Source organism: Priestia sp. AB (assembly GCF_028369225.1).
In the GTDB taxonomy this organism is placed as follows: Bacteria; Bacillota; Bacilli; order Bacillales; family Bacillaceae_H; genus Priestia; species Priestia megaterium.
In genome coordinates, this window is sequence record NZ_JAQMYN010000013.1 from 37,793 (window position 1) to 55,207 (window position 17,415).

Here is a 17,415-nt window from a genome sequence, read left to right on the forward strand (position 1 = left end):
GAGCCAATCGAAAAAAGAATTCTTGGAGAAGTAAGGGGACTGCACCTGGCTTAATGAAAATTTCTTTCTACACCTTTTTCTGTTATTCTCCATTTTGATCTTAAATTTATAGGTATTTCTCTTTAATAAATAGAAATAAGGGAGATTTCCTGTCGAATTTGGGTGGAATTTATATAAAATTCCCTTCCAAAACAAAGTTTGCTTAAAAAAAGAGAGGGAACAAAATAGGTATAAATTAGGGGTTATTTGTAAATGGGAATTCATTAAGGATTTTTTGAAAATATGTATTACTTTTACAGGAAAGGGGTAATAACATGGAAAATTTGGTCGATGAACTTTTACTAACATCCTATGATAAGGCTATAAAATTAAACTTAGAAAGAGAGTTCATTCTCATTCTTGAAAAAGAAATAAAAAGAAGAGGTTTGCCTCTGACAAGTACCTTAATCAAATATTATATGGAATGAGATAATGGCTTGAGAACATTCATTAATGACTCAACATTAACGAATATCCTTTTGAGGTTTAATAATGTAGATATAACTTTTTAAAAACCAGCATAAAAGAGAATTACTATTGATACAAGGTTCCCCTGTTAAGTAAGTAAAAGGAATAAACAATATTTGATAGGTCAGTATGACACGGAATTTGGTACATCTTTATTGTCAACTACCAAATCCCGTATACGTTTGCTTTGATCCCTTTTCTTCTCTAAAAGAATACGTTAAAGGAACTGTAACTTGAACACGCTCACAACAGCATTTCAAAATAATTTAGTTAAGAGGAAGTTTGATATGAAAAGTAGTTCCTTTCCCGACAATACTTTGAACCGAGATAGTTCCTCTGTGTTCACGTATAGTGGCAAATACTTGAGTAAGACCTAGACCCGTTCCTTCATTTTTAGTGGAAAAAAACGGGTTTCCCAGTTGTTTTAATTGTTCTTCAGGAATCCCCACTCCCGTGTCACTCACTTTTATATGAATGTATCCCTCATCAAAGTAATGTTCAATCTTTATTTTCCCTTTATCTTCAACAGCTTCTAATGCATTTTTAATCAGGTTAAAAAGAGCTTTTAGTAATAAATTTCGCTTTCCTATTATTAGTCGCTTAGAATCTATTGCGTCCATCTCTATTTCCACGTTGTAAAGTCTTCCTTGAAAGAGGAATAAGAGAGATGCTAATTCTTTGCATATATCGATAGGAACAAAAGGTTCGTCATCTAAGTCCGGCTTGGATACCTGTAATAAATTTTGAAGAGTGTTAAATGCTTTTTCTAATTCAGTTTCCATTATATCTAAATAGGAATGGGGGTGAGATTCTTTTAATAACTGTAAAAATCCTTTAACTGTTGTAAGGGGGTTTTTAACTTCATGGGCAATACCAGCTGCTATTTGACCAATAGCCGAGAGTTTTTCTCCTTCATTTAAAAGCTTCTCTGCTAATTTACGATGGGTAATATCTTGAATAATGACTTGTGCAAAGACTTCATCTCCCACGTAATATGGAGCCGACATGACTTCGATCTCTATAAGGTCTCCATCATTCTTTATTATTCTTTGTTCTATGAGTTCTGCTGCTGCTTGTCCTTCCAACACCCTTTTTAATCGTTCTTTAAACACATCATGGAAGTCCGGATGTAAAAAACGATACCAACTTCTATATAGGACTTCCTTGTGAGTAGCTACATTCAGTAAATTCAAGCATACCTTATTACAGTAAAGAATGTGGCCGTCTTTTTCAATAATCAAAATAGAATTAAGGGAGTATTCAATTAACTGTCGAAAATCTATGTCTTTAGACTGAATTCGTATATCCATGACTATCCCTCACTTTTACATTAAAAGTACCCTTTTTATCTAAAATCAACCCTTTTTACCTATTTATATTCTATGATTGACTAGAAGATATTCCTAGAATAAAAGTAAATAATAAACAAACCATACCCAAGTAGATATGGTTTGTTTTTATTAACTACACATTGAAGAGTTGAAGAAAGAGAAAAAGATGCCCGTAGGCATCCAAATAAGGCGGATAAAATATCTAAATAACATCGTGGAACAAGATCACCGTTTTATTAAGAAGCGTGTTCGTTCGGTGTTAGGGTTGAAATTATTTCGTACAGTCACTTACATACTGAGTGGCATAGAAATCATGCATATGCTGAAAAAGAAGCAAGTTTACCAAGAGGTGAAGTCCGCCCAAGGTAGAAAAGGGTTCATCCATCAACTATTTGGGTTAGCCTCATAAGCTAGTAATTCAAGGGAACCTAACGCTTTATTTTTCTAGCGAATGTTTTTTGCACCACAACCAGTATGTCCAAGTTTTAGAGAGTAGTTTCAAGTCGACTGAAATTTTGCATCAGAACCAAAATATTTAACCTTCATCTGCAAGCTGAATTTTTAATTGTTTACCCCAAAATGATAACAGGTTATAATCAGAACTATGTATTTTCGGGTATCGAATTAAATCTACATTTTGGTCCCTTTGTGCCTAATGTACGTTGGGAGCTTATAGCCTACATTTCTGTAGTGAAATGAAATACAAACTACATAGAAAGGCGAGGAAAAATTGAATACACTTAGTGGAAAAAAAAGAATTCAACTTGCGATACTTTTGGGATCACTTGGACTCTTAGGCCCTTTTACAATTGATACGTATTTACCTTCCTTCCCCACAATCGTAAAAGATTTTCATACTACGGCATCACTCTTACAAATTAGTTTGACAGCATGCTTATTAGGATTGGGAGCAGGACAATTATTTATTGGCCCATTGAGTGATGTGAAAGGCCGTCGTAAACCTTTACTATTATTTCTTTGCTTATACTTATTAGCTTCTTTAACTTGCTCGTTTTCACCAAATATCTATTTCCTCATTGTGGCTCGTTTTGTCCAGGGTTTTTCGGCAGCAGGCGGGCTTGTGGTTTCAAGAGCTATTGTCAGGGACCTTTTCAGTGGAAAGGAACTGACCAAATTTTTTACTTTAATTGTATTAGTCGGTAACCTCGGCCCAATCGTTGCACCAATTGCTGGAGGAGCCATTCTTTCCTTTACCAAGTGGAATGGAGTTTTTATTGTTTTAGCTTGTATTGGAGCTATATTAATCTTCATGGTTTCTCTAAAACTACCAGAAACGCTACCACCTGAAAAACGTGTGCCTAGTAATCTGCCACAGCTCATGAGCAATTTTGGTTCCTTATTTAAGGAGCGAGAATTCATGGGATACGCATTCACACAAGGATTCACGACAGCTGGAATATTTGCTTATGTATCTGGTATTCCGTTTGTCTATCAAAATATTTACCATGTTTCTCCGCAACAGTTCAGTCTACTTTTTGGAGTTAATGGTTTAGGCTTGATTATTGGAAGTCAGTTGGTTGGACGCTTGACCGATTACATTTCGGAGCGTACATTCTTAAAGATAGGACTAGGAATTTCTATTGCGGCAGGAGCAATCCTACTCATCGCTCTTCTTTTAAAAGCTCCATTAATTGCCGTGGCGATCCCGATTTTCTTTTTTGTCTCATCAATCAGTATTATTGGTACGACGTCCTTTGCATTAGCCATTGAATCACAAGGACATATTGCGGGCAGCGCCTCCGCATTATTAGGCTTATTGCCATTTGTACTCGGATCGCTATCAGCACCTCTTGTTGGAATAGCAGGATCGTATACGGGTGTTCCAATGGGCGTTACGATCTTTGGTGCTAGCTTGTTGGCGTTTCTTTCCTATTTTGTTTTAGTTCGAAAGCGTTCGGTTAGGATGCAGAGGCCCAATGATGCTGAACAAGGTTCTAAGCTATAATGTGGATACGTATGTTATTTAAGTCAATTAGACAGTTGACATGTAAGAAGAAAAAAACATTAATGTTATTAACAACACGCCCCAAGTGATGAGCCATCGCTTGGGGCTGTTTTCGTTTTGATGCATTGTTTCTATAACAAACAGTATTTTTTTCTGTTTTTAAGCTGTATATCATATACAAAGATAGTTAACATAAAACTTCTTTCCGGAACACATGGGAAAAGAAACCCCTTGGCGTAGAGGGGTTTCCATGAGGGTAACGTTTCTTTATTATGCAGCTTTTTATACATCCTTGATATAACGCTGATTATCCAAGGACATTCGCCGGAATAATGTATAAAAAGCGCACCTTTTATACATATGCTAGTATTTTAAAATATAGTATCTTTAGGGAAGGAATAAGTATTTTATCTATACTCTAAATAATTTAAAAATTGTTTGCTAGCAAGAGATAAAGTTTGATTTCCCTTGTATGCTAACCCGATTTTTCGGTAAGCAGGTACTTCCAATTCTTTTGTGATAACGTCGTAAGAAATGCGTTGTAAAACCAATTGCGGTAAAATACTAATACCTAAGCCACTCTCTACCATAGCCATAATGGCATAGTCATCCCATGTCGTAAAATTGATTTTGGGACAAATATTCCACTTTTTCAGCAGTTTAGCCACATCGGAATTCCCTTCTTTTTCCAACAAGATAAAAGATGACTCAGAAAGTTCAGCAATTGGAATTTTTTCGAGATCTGCAAGAGGATGGCTTTTAGGCAATACAACAATTAGGTTATCTTGTTCTATAAATGTTGTTTCCAATTCTGGAAGAGTAGGAAGTCGTAAAAAACCAAAATCCACACGCCCTTCTAAAATCCACTTTTCTATTTCGTGGTAATCACCTAAAAGTAATTCAAAATCAATATTAGGATAATCAGTTTTAAATTGCTTTATTATTTTTGGAAGCCAATGCGTGGCTACGCTAGAGAAAGTGCCAATCCGAACCACTCCCGATTGTAACCCGTTAATTTCTTCTATCAGATGTTGTAAGTTTTGATATTCTTCAAATAGTCTTTTAGCAGCTGGAAATAAATTTAATCCGTCTGAAGTTAACCGCAAACCAGATCGGCCTCGTTCAAGTAGAGTTACTCCCCATTCTTTTTCTAAATCGTTAATCATCCTACTTATGCCAGACTGAGAATAATTTAAATACTTTGCTGCTTTTGTGAAACTTCCCAATTCCACTGTTTTAACAAAAGCAATATATTTTTGTATATTCATGTCCATAGTATCACAACCTTTGCATCTGTTTTCGTCATGCTTATCATGACAAATATTCGCTTTTGTAATGCTGTTTCCCATGATAATCTACATTTATTAAATATACAAAGCAAAGGAATGAAAAAATATGTTTTTTATTAGCGAGGTTTATACCATGGCTCCAAGAAAAGGCTCCACACCTTTACAAGAAAGTACATATCTTGCTTTACAACAATTAAATATTCCTTTTCAACGTGTTGATACAGATGAAGCCATTACAATGGATGACTGTACGCTTATTAATAAAAAGTTGAACATGAAAATGGTTAAAACCGTGTTTTTATGTAATCGACAGCAAACTTCTTTCTATCTATTTATCACTAAAGGAGATAAGCCTTTTCGCTCAAAAGACTTCAGTAGTGCTCTAAATATAGCTAGAGTCTCGTTTGCTCCTGAGGAATTGATGAAAGATATGTTAGGAACAAAAATTGGAGCAGCCACTGTTTTTAGTGCACTATTTGATAAGGATAATAATGTACAAATTGTTTTTGATAAAGATGTAACGAATGAAGAATGGTATGGATGCAGTGATGGAACAACAACCGGATATATGAAAGTACGAACAGAGCAAATTATTAATGATTTTTTACCTTATACAAACCATAAGGTATCGATTATAGAGGTGTGATATGTGTCTATATAAAAATAAAATAGCCATAAAAGTTAGAATTTCTACGCTGACAAATGAAATAGAGCACAATAATCTAAAATCGTTTAATCAAATTGCCTGTGTATTAAGTAGGTGAAGGCAGTGAAATATAAGATACAGTTTGTTTTATCTATGATTATTTTCGGTACAATGGGTTTAATTGTAAGATACATTGATTTATCTTCTAGTGAAACGGCCTTACTAAGTAGTTCAATTGGATGTTTATTTTTAATAGTTGTTCTTTTTATGAGAAAGAGAACCATTACATGGAAATTGGTAAAAGCTAATGGTTGTATCTTATTTTTTTCGGGTATTGCATTAGGGGGAAATTGGATGTTTCTTTACCAAGCATATGATCACACAACGCTCACTAATGCAACGCTAGGCTATTATTTTGCACCTGTATTCGTCATGATCCTCTCACCATTTATCCTTAAAGAACAATTACCTGTCAAAAAAATTATTTGTATCGGTATAGCGATAATAGGTATGTTAATGATTGTTGGAAATGTTGTGAGTGCCTCTGGAACAGAAGATTTACTTGGAATCTTTTTTGGGTTACTAGCAGCTGCATGTTATGCTGCATTGATGTTACTCAATAAATTTATTCGCCTCATGGGTAGGCTAGAGATTACAATTATCCAACTTGGAATAACAGCTTTACTGCTCTTACCATATGTATTTTTGACGGAAGGATTCGGTGTCTTTGAAGTATTTAAATCGTCCGTGCCCTTTATAATAATTCTGGGGATTGTGAACACTGGTATTGGATTTTGGTTGTTTTTCTCCGGTATGGAGAAATTAAAAGGCCAAAGTATCGCTATGCTAAGCTACGTAGATCCATTCGTAGCCATATTGATTTCTGCAGTTATCTTGCGAGAACATATGACAATTGTTCAAATAATAGGTGGCGCACTTCTTTTAGGATCAACATTTATAAGTGAGAATAAGGTGATTAATTTTCCCAAAAGAGGTAAGAGTGTATCGACCCTATAATATGCGAAGCAGTAGGAAGTATTAGTTTCCTACTGCTTTATATATATTTAAAAACTTTTCATGTTGATACTGAGGGATTTTCCGATAATTAATTCCGTAAAAGTATACTTTTACGGACAAGATATTTAAATCTAATACAAGATGTTAAAGTATTTATTATCGTTAACAAAATAAAAAGCTACCTCTTGAGTGTGCAGCACGAGAGGTAACTTTTTATTTCAAGTTAAACAAATGAAATTCCAAAAACAACTTAGATAATATATCACATAATAGGCTAATAGGGAAATTAAATTAGAATTTGAGCATATGTATAAAAGGTGCGCTTTTTATACATTCTCGTTTCTTTCAACTATCCCAAAAAATGTAGTCATATCAATGATGTATAAAAAGTTGCATACTCCGAAAAAGAATCCTTGGTGAAATCCTACTGCCCCAAGGGTTCTTTTGCTTTCTTGCTTCTTTGAAGAGACATTATGGTAATTAAAACTTTATATCATATATGGAACATAATTGATTGAAAACACAAAAAAAGCTCACCTTAAAAGGTCAGCCTAAATAGGGGAATTCTATAGAAAAATGCTGTATTGCATTACTAAAATGTATATTAGCGCTTAATAGTGAAAAATTGGTGAAATGTTCGTCATACTGATCTTTTTCCAAGTGTACATGGTCTGGTTAGCGACCATAACCCTAATTCTAGGTGGTTTATTTATCTGGCGTATAAATTATATATTGTCTCTTTTTATTTTTTTCAAAAACCAAATATAATATCTGTACGAAATTAGTAGTGTCACTAATAAAGTAATCCAACTCCAATACCAAGTCCAATGAATATAGGTGATAAGATCCGTATATTTCTCTAATAATACTTCAATAACAGTAATAACTGTAGGATAAGATACACTATAAAAAAACTTAGACATCCAACTATGATTTTTTGGAAAGTACAAATTAAATATGACACTAATAGAAGGATAAAGGTAATATTCAAATGAAAAACTCGCTTTATAAGCATAATCTAAAAAACGAACAGGATATTTAATTAAGCGATTTTCCACCACAAGCGTACCAAAAAGCCAAGTTATTACTTGCATAAATAAAAAACTAATATGAGCATCTATTATTTTATGACGAGGAACAAGTCTCCATAAAAGGATAGCCATAAGAATCCATATTATAACTAGAATAACCGTTTCAAACTTCAACGAGACCCTCCTCTTTACTCTAACGGGGGTTGATATTAAAAGTGAAACTGAAAACAACATCTAATTTAATACTTCCAAACTTAATGTGAATTAATACATAAAATCTTATTTCTTCAGCAAATACACTAAAAACCCTAAAATCCCCATTTGAACATCCTCATTGTTTTAAATATTTCATACTCCATATATTTTTAGTTAACATAATAGCTCTTGCACCATCTAACTAAAAAAGAGAACCCCATTGAAAAAGAGGTTCTGATAAGACTCAATTTTGTGCACCTTTTTACACATTTTTGATTCACCAACACTTCATTTTGAGATTAATGAAGAAATCTTTTATAAAAGTGTGCCTCTTATGCGTATGCTCGTACGTTAGAATGTAATATTTATAAAAAAAGATATTTTTATTTTTGTTTTCTTTCTCTTAATAAACGGTTATTCTGAGAAATAATAACACTGCTGAAAACAGTGGTTGCAACCATACCCAAAATAGAAAAGAATAGCAGCACCACAAAATTATTATTTGAACGCATAGTAAACCTCCGGTTATTTGTGAATTATCAATATTATTTGAAATCCACCTATTTTTATTCTCTATTAGGCACTATTTCAGCTCTATTCGTTACAGAGAAACCCTCTCTGACGAAATTAACTTTTGTTTTGCGTATAACTCTCATTCGATGCAAATTTCAGCACCTATTTAGAGCAAGAAAAAACAGACCTTACGATCCTGAAGGTCTGCTTTTTCTTACTTCCTTATTAATGTTTTCCGTATGACGACAAGCAGGGAAAGAGGAACAGCCAAAAAAGCGAGTGCCATTCCCATCTCGTACAACTAGATCTTGCCCACACTTTGGACATTTACGAGGTTCTGGTGTGATATTTTCAAAGATTTCTCGTGCCTTGAAAACAGGGTTTACCTCATTAATAAACTTTTGAAGATCTGCCCGATCCACTAAGGTCACATCACATGCAGCTGCAAGCTCTTTTGCTTGTTTCGTGAAATAACTATTGGTCACAACCCACGCTTGATTCGCTTTATAATACGCTTTTGCTGCGTATACTTCTTGTACGGCTGAAAGACTAACCCTATTTTTAGCGCTATACCTTTTAGCCTGAATGACAATTTTCTCTTTTCCTTTCATCACCAAGTCAGCCCCAAAGTCACCAGATGATGGTGTTACTTGTATCTTGTATCCTAACTGTTGGAAAAGAGCCTGCAAATAAAATTCAAACTGCCTCCCATCCATTTTATCGATATAGGGCATGCCTGATTGGGCTAGCTCTTTCATATACCGCCGTTCACGAAGGACACGGTAAGCAAATTGAGATAGCTTAAATAAAATGATGATAAGAAAAAGATAAAATACACTTTGAAACACGTTATCCATTCATTGAAAGCTCCTGTTCAGTTTGTTTATTCCGGAGACGTGATGCCACAGGTTGAATGCTTTTTCCATTCTTCTTTAATGTCGGGTAGGTCAGGAATGTTACCATTCCTTTCCCCCCTCAGAACCGTACGTGTGGCTTTCACCACATACGGCTCAAGCATACCTTTATCAGATTGTCTTGGTTTTAATTTGAATGTACCTTGCAAATACATTCTTAGCTTATTACTAGTATTCTTCTTTTTCTTAGCATTTTAGTAAATGCTATTATTTGTTTCTTGGTTGGTTCTTTTTCCCTTACGGGAAATGTTTTATGCCATAAAATGTGGCAGGAACTATGCACTAACCATAGATTTTTATATTCATCTGTTCCACCTTGAATTTTTGGTTTGCGGTGGTGTTTTTCTAAACCTTCCCCTGTCATCAAAGAAGATTGACATAATGGACATTTGAATTTCTGTCTTTTGGCCATTTTCCTTCTGTAGGCAATATTATCTTTACTAAAATATTTAATATCTCGTTTTTGATAGTAGTCTGCTAAATTGCTATCAAAAGGGGAATTTTTATGTTTAATCATTGAGTGCCTAATAATAGGTGTCCATGCCATACGAATTAATTGATAGTTTCGTATTGGATCTGTCAAAAGCCATTTATTCTTACTTTGTCCATACATGTCCGGTTGAAAATATCTTTCAGTTAACCATTTCCAAGATTTTGTTGAATGTAGTCTTTTGAGAAAACGTACAGTTTTCTTGAAAATATAAGCATCCATTTTTGAGAAGATTGTTTTGGATGGTACGGCGCTCCAATAATTTGCATACCCTCGGATAATAGGATTTAAATCCCGAATAAGCCCGGCAACATTTCCTCCTTGGTTCTTACTGAAACATGCTCGAATTTTATCGGTCATTTTAGATTGGGATTTTTTACTTGGTTTAATAATTAGTTTCCATAGGCGTCCTTTTTCCTTGTTAGTAGGATACTGCCGAAAGTTAAAGCCAAGAAAATCGAACCCCTCACTAATGTGGGTGACCTTCGTCTTGTCGGGGGCTAGTTCCAATCCCCGTTTGGTTAGATAAGGTTGCAACTTTCCATACATGCTTTCTGCTTCTTCTTTGCTTTCACAAAGAATGACGAAGTCATCCGCATATCGTACCACTGTTGTTGTATCCTTAGTTCCGTAGTATTCAACGCCCTTTCTCATTTTACGACGGTAATTAACACCTATTTCTCTTTCCATTCCATGTAGAGCAATGTTTGCAAGTAAAGGTGATAAAATCCCGCCTTGTGGCGTGCCAAATTCAGTTCTGTTAAATACGTTATTGTCAATGTATCCAGCCGTTAACCATTTCTGGATAGTTCTTTTCGCAGAAAAATCTTTGATTTGCTCCATTATATAGTCATGGTTTAAGTTATCAAAGCATCCTTTGAAATCCCCTTCAAACACCCACTTCTTTTTTGTTCTAGCGTTTATTTTTCTGAAGATAGCTGATGTAGCATCATGAGCACTCCGTTTTGGACGAAATCCATAGGAAATCGGCTCAAAGTGAAATTCCCATTGCGGTTCTAGAGCTAATTTCGCGACATTTTGGTAGACCCTATCTTTCATAGTAGGAATTCCTAGGGGTCGCAGCTTATCACTTTTCCCTTTGGGAATATACTTCCTTAAGGTAGGTGATGGTTTGTGCATAAAGACATTATAATTTCGCATCCTATTATACAACGTGGTTCGTTCTTCGTTGGAAGCAACCTTAAAACCATCTACTCCTGCGCTACGTTTGCCTTTATTAAGTTGGGTGACTTGCCGAATTGAAAGCAGTAATGCTGCTTGGCTTCTCATCAACAGTCGCTGCAAGGATTTTACTTTTCGTTTGTTCCCAAGATTTTCCGCACGATAAATCCGTTGTTGTAACTTCCTGACATACCGTTCCAAACGTATCCAAGGGACATTATTGAAATCAGTAAGTGGAGTAGTTGCGGACACTATCTATGGTTCTGATGTGTTGTTCATCGCATATCTCCTCCTGTTAATTGTATAGTTACGTTCCGTTTTTTAGTCGTGTTGTACACCAGTTAAAAGTCAGCACTCTTTCGAGTTATGTCATGGATATGGTGCTAATACACCGACATTATACGCCCTTAACCAACCCCGTTAAGTGAGCTTTCGCCCAAGCGCCATTCGCTTCCTTTAACATCCTCTACCCACTTGAGAATTCAGTTTTCCTTACGGTCGACTTACCTAGTAAAAAACTAGGACTCAAGTGGGGTTACCAAGTTCAGCTTGTTTCAGATACGAATGGGACAGACTCCTTCTGTTCACCGCCTGATATATTGGTATAAAAAATTGATAGCGAAGAAATATCAATTCAATCAGGTATGCAATGGTATCAGCTTATGGTTTCCATTGGTACTGGTGACGATGTTTATCAAAGGTTCACATTACGTTAGTCCTTATATAGGTAAACAGCTTCAGATAAGTTGTTTCAACCTACTCTATACCATTCTTTCTCTAGCACTGTGTTCGTTATAAGCTAACGAGTTTCGCACATTTAACTCTCATGCAACCGAACAATGCCGTTACCAGCAAAGCCGTTTCGAGCGAGAACATCCATTATACTCGGAAGGTTACCAATCTAAAATATTAAAGTTAGCAACACTGAAATTAAGGGTTAAAGCTGCTTACTTGTCGCACTCGTCGTTCCAGTCTTTCGCTCCCTTCGGAATATCTGCTCTTATTAAATCAGCATTCACGATTTGGTTCATTTTGTCAATAAATTTTTTTCCCCCTTGATCATTGTCGACAGCTAGCACCAATTCTTTAATGGCTAAGCCTTCTTTTCGAGCTTCGATATAGGACTGAGCAACGGTTTTAGGCTTTAATCCATTCATACTAATGAGTCGTGTGTTTTGTAGGCTATTCTCCTGAATACTCCAATAGGAAAGTAAATCAATTGGACTTTCAAAAAAATGCATCTTATTTGGGCGACCAACATCAACTGAAAAGCCTGTATGTGGGTTATCGTTCGGTAAGACTTGTTTAAAGGAACCACGCTTATTACTTATAGAAGCTGTGCCTTGCCGATCCGCCCCAATTACCTTTCCTTTACCTCCATGTTCACGCCATTTAAACACGACATTGTTTCGTTTGTCCTGGGCGATTAAATCTTTTTGAAGGAGCCAGTTAACTAATCGAGGATCTATTTTACGTTCTTTTATGAGATAATCTTTTACTTTGCTTTGATCCTTTACCTCTAACTCTTTTGGATAGCGAAAAGGCTCTTTTGATGATGAAACCGACGGTTGCTCATGTGACTGAGAAAGCTCTTTATAATCGCCTTTATTGATATCTAATACAGCTTGTGGAAAAGACATCCCATAATACATTTGAGCGAAACTGATCGCGCCGTATCCTTTTTCATTTCGGCTATTCCAAGCGTACATGTTTCCTTTGATGAGTAAACTATCATGTTCGGTATGACGATAATACTTGCCCTCTTTTACAAAGGTTTCGCCTTTTGCTTCCAGTTACGCCAACAAATCAATATCTCTCGCTTTCATAATCTCCTCCTCCTTGACGTGTTTTCGTTCTCCCATCTAAATCCCTCCTTCACTTCACCCTATGCAAAAAGGGATATTTTCCAATCTTTTTCCATTTTTAGCGTTCTATTTCTTGTTGCTCTTGCCGTTTCTTTGAAGAAAATGCTCCATTATTCCGTGCAAAAAACTTCGTAAATCCATTCTGTGATTTCTCTTATTTTTTCTGCTTGTCATGATCCTTTTTCTCCGTGTCTAAAGCCTTTTCAAGCTTAGTTAATTTCTCACGTTTAGAATCAGTCAAATTCAGCTCTTTTAATTCCTGCAGCACTTCTTTTTTTAATTTGTACACCTTATCAAAAGAATGCTTTTGTTCAAACTCCTTCATTTTGGCCAAACGCTGTTCTTTCTCTTGAGGTATTTCTTGTTTAAGCTGTTTTTCGACAGGAGCTTTTTCTGCTTCAGCTTCCTTTTTCGCTTCTTTAGAAGAATCTTTTTCATCCGATATGCCTAATTGAGCTAACAAGCTTTGTTTAAACAGCTGCTTATACTGTGTTTCTTCACTAGGTTGCTGCATAGATTCTAGTACTTCTTGTTTGTAATCTTCTTGATATCGGTCCTTCTCTTGTGCCTGTTTTCGTGCTTGAAACTGACGAGAAAGCTCATTCTCCATGCCTTTCAATTGGTCAGGGGTGAACGTATTTTCCTTTAAAGCGCTTGATTTCAACATCACATAATCGTTTTCTGCATTCACACGGGCTAACATACTATCAATATCTTGAGGTTTCTCTTTGTCATGCGCTTGTAAAAACGTAATATAGCTTGTTTTGAGCTGCGTTTCTCGATCTTTCTCTAAAACAGGATTCACATCATGACTCTTCAAAAAATCAAGTGTTGTTTCACTTTCATAGGCTTGTTTTTGTCCTTTTTCATCAGTGGAAACAAGTAAAACCTGCGGTTTTTCCTTCCCTATAGCTGATTGTGTGAATTAAACAGCGCCAGAAGGTATGTCTTGCAGCTTTTCCCCATTGATGTTCGCCCAACCTGCCTCGATCTTTTCATTTTGTGGGTATTTCATGAACTTCTTTAATTCACGCTTATCTGTAATAAGGATGTTAAATTGTTCATTTGAAAGAGATGTTACTTTTTTCATGATTGATCCCTCCATTTAATTCGCATTTGGACATAAAAAAAGAGAGCTTTATGCTCTCTCACCGTTCTAACTTTCGAATTCTTTTCTTTTAGATTGATAAATAATTGAATAAAGGTTTAATTATTTTGAACGAAATTTATTTCTAACGCATTTAAATCCAGACATCATTTTCTGCTGTTTGCCCAGTTCTCTTATCCCCCGTATTAACAACACCCTTAGGTTCTACGATCATAATTTTACACTCTGATTCTGCATAAGGCTTATGTTCAACGTTTCGTGGAATGACAAACATTTCACCTTGATTTAACTTCACTTCACCATCGCGGAATTCAATTGTTAAGTGACCTTCAATCACCATAAAGACCTCATCTGTATCTTCATGCTTATGCCAAACAAAGTCCCCCTGTACCTTAACTAGTTTAAACTGATAATCATTCATTTCAGCAATAACTTTTGGAGACCATAGCTCTGTGAATTTAGCTAATTTTTCTTGTAAATTAATCGGAGTATATTTCATTCTTTTCTCTTCTCCTTTTTTATCAATCTATTAAATACATAACTAACAGAAAACCATCGTTTGGGTTAATGATAACCAAAAGGAGTAAATTTTTACAAATATTTTATAAATCTTGTATCTTTTGTAGATATTGAACCCTTACTTCAAATTTTTATCTTCTTGATAAGAAATCCCCTTAAGTTCTTCTAATTCTTGTTCATACCAAGGTTCCTCTAAATCTAAAAAAAGCTTCTGTGTTTTGATATTCATAGGCACCAACATATTTTCTTGATGTACCACATATTGGTGAAACTCCTTGGCTTCCTCAGGATTTAAATTAACCTCTACCTCTTTGTCTTGATACTGTACAATGGCATGGTCCTCTCCCACAGCTTTAATCGAAGCTAACACTAAATCTTTGTTAAACAACATGAATGATTCCTCCTTTAAATTTTAAATCTATCTTTATATGAAACCATCATGAAAATGGTTGTTTCCCTCTTGATTCTTCTGCATCAACCTTCTTTTGACGTTTATGAGCAATACGATTTTCTACAACTTCTCGCGCAATTCGTGTACTATCCATTTCCCTCATGCTCGTAGTCATAAGTCCTTTAAATCCATGATGAGCAAATAATCCATTCATATACTCAATTAAAATTTGTGTGTTTTTATCCGCACTGTTTGCGCCAAGACGAATCTTTTTTAGTTCTTCTTTAATGACATCATGTAGGCTATTGCTGACGACTTCAGAAATATATTTCAATGACCATTCTTGCTCTTGAATCTTTCTATATTTCTCACAAATATCAATAATCGCTTCTGAAGCAAAACGAAGTTTATGTTCCTTCATATACGCTTGAATGTATGCCTCTGTTTCTTCATCCACTGTAACCTTATGTCTGTATTTCTCCATTTTTAATAACCCCTTTCGACTTCACGATTTTGTTCAATATCTTTTTGCAAACGCTCATAATGTTGTTGATTTTTCCAGCTTTCATATTCTGATTTAAAAGCACGTTCCATTTTCTTTAGAGAAACGTGTACAGGTAGATGGTTAGCCGAATAGGACTTTTGCTTTGCACCAGAAGAAGAAGCCAATACTTTTTTGATATGTGTTTGTTTGCGATCATACTCACGCATTTCACTTAAAAAAGCATTCCCCATTCGTTTATATAATTCATCTATTTTGTTTTGCTTATAATGTTCGTACCGTTTCTTATCAAATGTCCCTTCACCGTATGCCTTCCTTAACACCTCTACCTCTTGATCCAATTTTTTATTGAACTCTTCAAACTCTTTTGCATGATACTTTTGAATATATTTTGCACTTAATGTATCAAGAGAGGATCTTAAAGGTTGCAACGTGTTATAACTGTATTGCCATTGTCTCTTATCTTCTGGAAGATGATTATAGATGTGCAAAAAGAGTGGTTTAAGCTCTCGATTTCTCCATTTAAAAGAGGAATCCTGTTTCTTGCTTCCTACCATGTTTTTACGGATTAAATCATTTATTTCTTTTTGTTCCTGCCCACGTTCAAGAATCTGACTCACCACTTTTGATTTCATGGCATCTAACGTTTTGGGCTTTCTTTTGCCCCGATCACGTGTAGGATGTGGTTCTACTGTCGCAACATGAATATGAATGTTGTCGGTATTGTAGTGTATGGCAGCTGACCAAATAGCTGACTGATCTAACCTTTGCCTTTTAAGCATTTCCTTCATGGACTGACGGGTAATCTCCATTAATTTTTTCTCATCCACTGTATGAGTACGAGCGTCATATAAACCATTTTCTTGGAGCCAAGGGTTATGAAATGTAATAACATCTTGCCACATGATACTGTTATTTTTTTGTGCTGTTTCAAATAAACCTTTCAATTCTTTTTTCTCATCTTCATTTAACTGATTTAAGTGCTCTGTAAATAAAGAGGACGTCTTATCAGGGTTATTCATATAGTCTTGATAAAGAGAAAATAGTTTTTCATGTGCTTCTTGATCTTTCTTTGCATCGTCACGATCAACATACTCCACGTACTCTTGAAATGCTTTCTTATCAGACGTAACAAATTTCGTTTTAAGCACGACTCCTGGTGTAACAGAGGACTGATTCATTTTTCATATCCCTCCAATAAAGAAGCGAAAAGCACACCCCGTTTTGCTATGCTATAATCCTCAACTTCTTTTAAACTGTTCCTTGTAGATCGTTCAATATTTTGCTCCATATATAGCAACTCTTTTTTGATATGAAGTCGTTCCTTCTGTAAAAGATCCTCTATATGTTGAGTAACATCCTTTAAGGTTTTTTCTATTGAATCACCCTCTTTTTTCTGCGCTTCTTCATGTTCCTGACATATACGAGAAATCGCATCATCTGTAAATGCCAAGTGATGTTCTTTCATATAAGATTGGATATAGGTAAAGATATTTTCATACGCTCTTTCATCATAACCGTTCATCTCCTCCCATCAATTCATGCATGATGTCATTCATATTTTCCACCGTTGTTGAACACTGGCCCATCATTTGAAGAACTTTCTCTAGCATGTTTTCAAGCTGTAATTCTCTGTTGGTTTGTTCATGAAAAAAAGCCAGCGTTTCAAGCTGACCTTTTAAAAATTCCTGACGAGAAATCTTTTTTTCTTTTGCCTTTTCATCAATCTTTTTTATTGCAGTTGCACTTACATTTCGTATGATTATATCCACTACATTCGTTCCTTTCTTGTAATTTGTGGTTCTCCACTGAAACAGAGAGAAGAGCATAAGGGGTTTTTGCCCCCACCATAGGTGTAGGGCTAGGCAGAGCCTAGCAAAACCGTGGGTACAAGAAAACCTGTTGAATGTGAACCTACTGTTGACCTAAACCCTGTCATGTTAACCTAC

Annotated in this window: 18 protein-coding genes and 2 pseudogenes; 5 read left to right on the forward strand and 15 right to left on the reverse strand. The window is 35.4% G+C overall.

Annotated elements, in window-relative coordinates; genetic code table 11:
* Positions 1-314: 314 nt before the first annotated feature.
* Positions 315-467 carry a sporulation histidine kinase inhibitor Sda gene (sda, locus tag POF52_RS25680; RefSeq protein ID WP_025751414.1) on the forward strand — a complete coding sequence of 51 codons (153 nt, stop codon included), beginning with the start codon at positions 315-317 and terminating at the stop codon, positions 465-467.
* Between the two features lie 306 nt (positions 468-773).
* On the opposite strand, the gene POF52_RS25685 is transcribed toward sda, so the two are convergent.
* On the reverse strand, positions 774-1,817 hold the full coding sequence (locus tag POF52_RS25685; protein WP_271996133.1) for an ATP-binding protein: 1,044 nt from the start codon (positions 1,815-1,817) through the stop codon (positions 774-776).
* A 160-nt stretch (positions 1,818-1,977) separates the two neighbouring features.
* Here POF52_RS25685 and POF52_RS25690 point away from each other — a divergent pair.
* Together POF52_RS25690 and POF52_RS25695 are read left to right on the forward strand one after the other, a co-directional pair.
* A pseudogene (locus tag POF52_RS25690) lies at positions 1,978-2,247 on the forward strand (DDE-type integrase/transposase/recombinase); the annotation flags it as partial.
* Between the two features lie 321 nt (positions 2,248-2,568).
* Complete coding sequence (locus tag POF52_RS25695; RefSeq protein WP_271996136.1) at positions 2,569-3,804, forward strand: Bcr/CflA family multidrug efflux MFS transporter; 1,236 nt, start codon at positions 2,569-2,571, stop codon at positions 3,802-3,804.
* A 407-nt stretch (positions 3,805-4,211) separates the two neighbouring features.
* Here the strand turns inward: POF52_RS25695 and POF52_RS25700 are convergent, their stop codons facing one another.
* Complete coding sequence (locus POF52_RS25700) at positions 4,212-5,072, reverse strand: LysR family transcriptional regulator (protein ID WP_271996309.1); 861 nt, start codon at positions 5,070-5,072, stop codon at positions 4,212-4,214.
* A 154-nt stretch (positions 5,073-5,226) separates the two neighbouring features.
* On the opposite strand from POF52_RS25700, the gene POF52_RS25705 reads away from it, so the two are divergent.
* Positions 5,227-5,739: a prolyl-tRNA synthetase associated domain-containing protein gene (locus POF52_RS25705; protein ID WP_255323666.1), complete on the forward strand. Its 513-nt coding sequence runs from the start codon at positions 5,227-5,229 to the stop codon at positions 5,737-5,739.
* 123 nt (positions 5,740-5,862) lie between these two features.
* Entirely contained in the window at positions 5,863-6,756 is an 894-nt protein-coding gene (locus POF52_RS25710; protein WP_271996139.1) for a DMT family transporter, read from the forward strand.
* 725 nt (positions 6,757-7,481) lie between these two features.
* Here the strand turns inward: POF52_RS25710 and POF52_RS25715 are convergent.
* The 13 genes and pseudogenes from POF52_RS25715 to POF52_RS25775 all read right to left on the reverse strand — a co-directional run bounded on the left by POF52_RS25715 (position 7,482) and on the right by POF52_RS25775 (position 17,238).
* Positions 7,482-7,961: a CBO0543 family protein gene (locus POF52_RS25715; protein WP_176586414.1), complete on the reverse strand. Its 480-nt coding sequence runs from the start codon at positions 7,959-7,961 to the stop codon at positions 7,482-7,484.
* A 404-nt stretch (positions 7,962-8,365) separates the two neighbouring features.
* Positions 8,366-8,494, reverse strand: a complete 129-nt coding sequence (locus tag POF52_RS25720; protein ID WP_255323667.1) for a hypothetical protein — start codon at positions 8,492-8,494, stop codon at positions 8,366-8,368.
* Positions 8,495-8,683: 189 nt separating this feature from the next.
* On the reverse strand, positions 8,684-9,352 hold the full coding sequence (locus tag POF52_RS25725) for a restriction endonuclease (protein ID WP_271996142.1): 669 nt from the start codon (positions 9,350-9,352) through the stop codon (positions 8,684-8,686).
* 214 nt (positions 9,353-9,566) lie between these two features.
* Positions 9,567-11,333 (reverse strand): group II intron reverse transcriptase/maturase, encoded by a 1,767-nt coding sequence (ltrA, locus tag POF52_RS25730; RefSeq protein ID WP_271996144.1) that lies wholly within the window; start codon positions 11,331-11,333, stop codon positions 9,567-9,569.
* A gap of 710 nt (positions 11,334-12,043) precedes the next feature.
* Positions 12,044-12,874 (reverse strand): annotated as a pseudogene (locus POF52_RS25735) (toprim domain-containing protein); the annotation flags it as partial.
* Between the two features lie 226 nt (positions 12,875-13,100).
* The gene (locus tag POF52_RS25740; RefSeq protein ID WP_271996147.1) at positions 13,101-13,751 is read right to left on the reverse strand and encodes a hypothetical protein; all 651 of its coding nucleotides are present in this window, start codon (positions 13,749-13,751) and stop codon (positions 13,101-13,103) included.
* Between the two features lie 120 nt (positions 13,752-13,871).
* On the reverse strand, positions 13,872-14,036 hold the full coding sequence (locus POF52_RS25745; protein ID WP_271996151.1) for a hypothetical protein: 165 nt from the start codon (positions 14,034-14,036) through the stop codon (positions 13,872-13,874).
* A 151-nt stretch (positions 14,037-14,187) separates the two neighbouring features.
* Positions 14,188-14,553, reverse strand: a complete 366-nt coding sequence (locus POF52_RS25750; protein WP_271996153.1) for a cupin domain-containing protein — start codon at positions 14,551-14,553, stop codon at positions 14,188-14,190.
* A 138-nt stretch (positions 14,554-14,691) separates the two neighbouring features.
* On the reverse strand, positions 14,692-14,964 hold the full coding sequence (locus POF52_RS25755; RefSeq protein WP_271996155.1) for a hypothetical protein: 273 nt from the start codon (positions 14,962-14,964) through the stop codon (positions 14,692-14,694).
* A 46-nt stretch (positions 14,965-15,010) separates the two neighbouring features.
* The gene (locus POF52_RS25760; RefSeq protein ID WP_271996157.1) at positions 15,011-15,448 is read right to left on the reverse strand and encodes a hypothetical protein; all 438 of its coding nucleotides are present in this window, start codon (positions 15,446-15,448) and stop codon (positions 15,011-15,013) included.
* Between the two features lie 2 nt (positions 15,449-15,450).
* Entirely contained in the window at positions 15,451-16,647 is a 1,197-nt protein-coding gene (gene mobP2, locus POF52_RS25765) for a MobP2 family relaxase (protein WP_271996159.1), read from the reverse strand.
* Entirely contained in the window at positions 16,644-16,991 is a 348-nt protein-coding gene (locus tag POF52_RS25770) for a hypothetical protein (protein ID WP_271996161.1), read from the reverse strand. The genes mobP2 and POF52_RS25770 overlap by 4 nt, the downstream gene beginning before the upstream one ends.
* Positions 16,978-17,238 (reverse strand): hypothetical protein, encoded by a 261-nt coding sequence (locus tag POF52_RS25775; protein ID WP_271996163.1) that lies wholly within the window; start codon positions 17,236-17,238, stop codon positions 16,978-16,980. The genes POF52_RS25770 and POF52_RS25775 overlap by 14 nt, the downstream gene beginning before the upstream one ends.
* Positions 17,239-17,415: the final 177 nt, after the last annotated feature.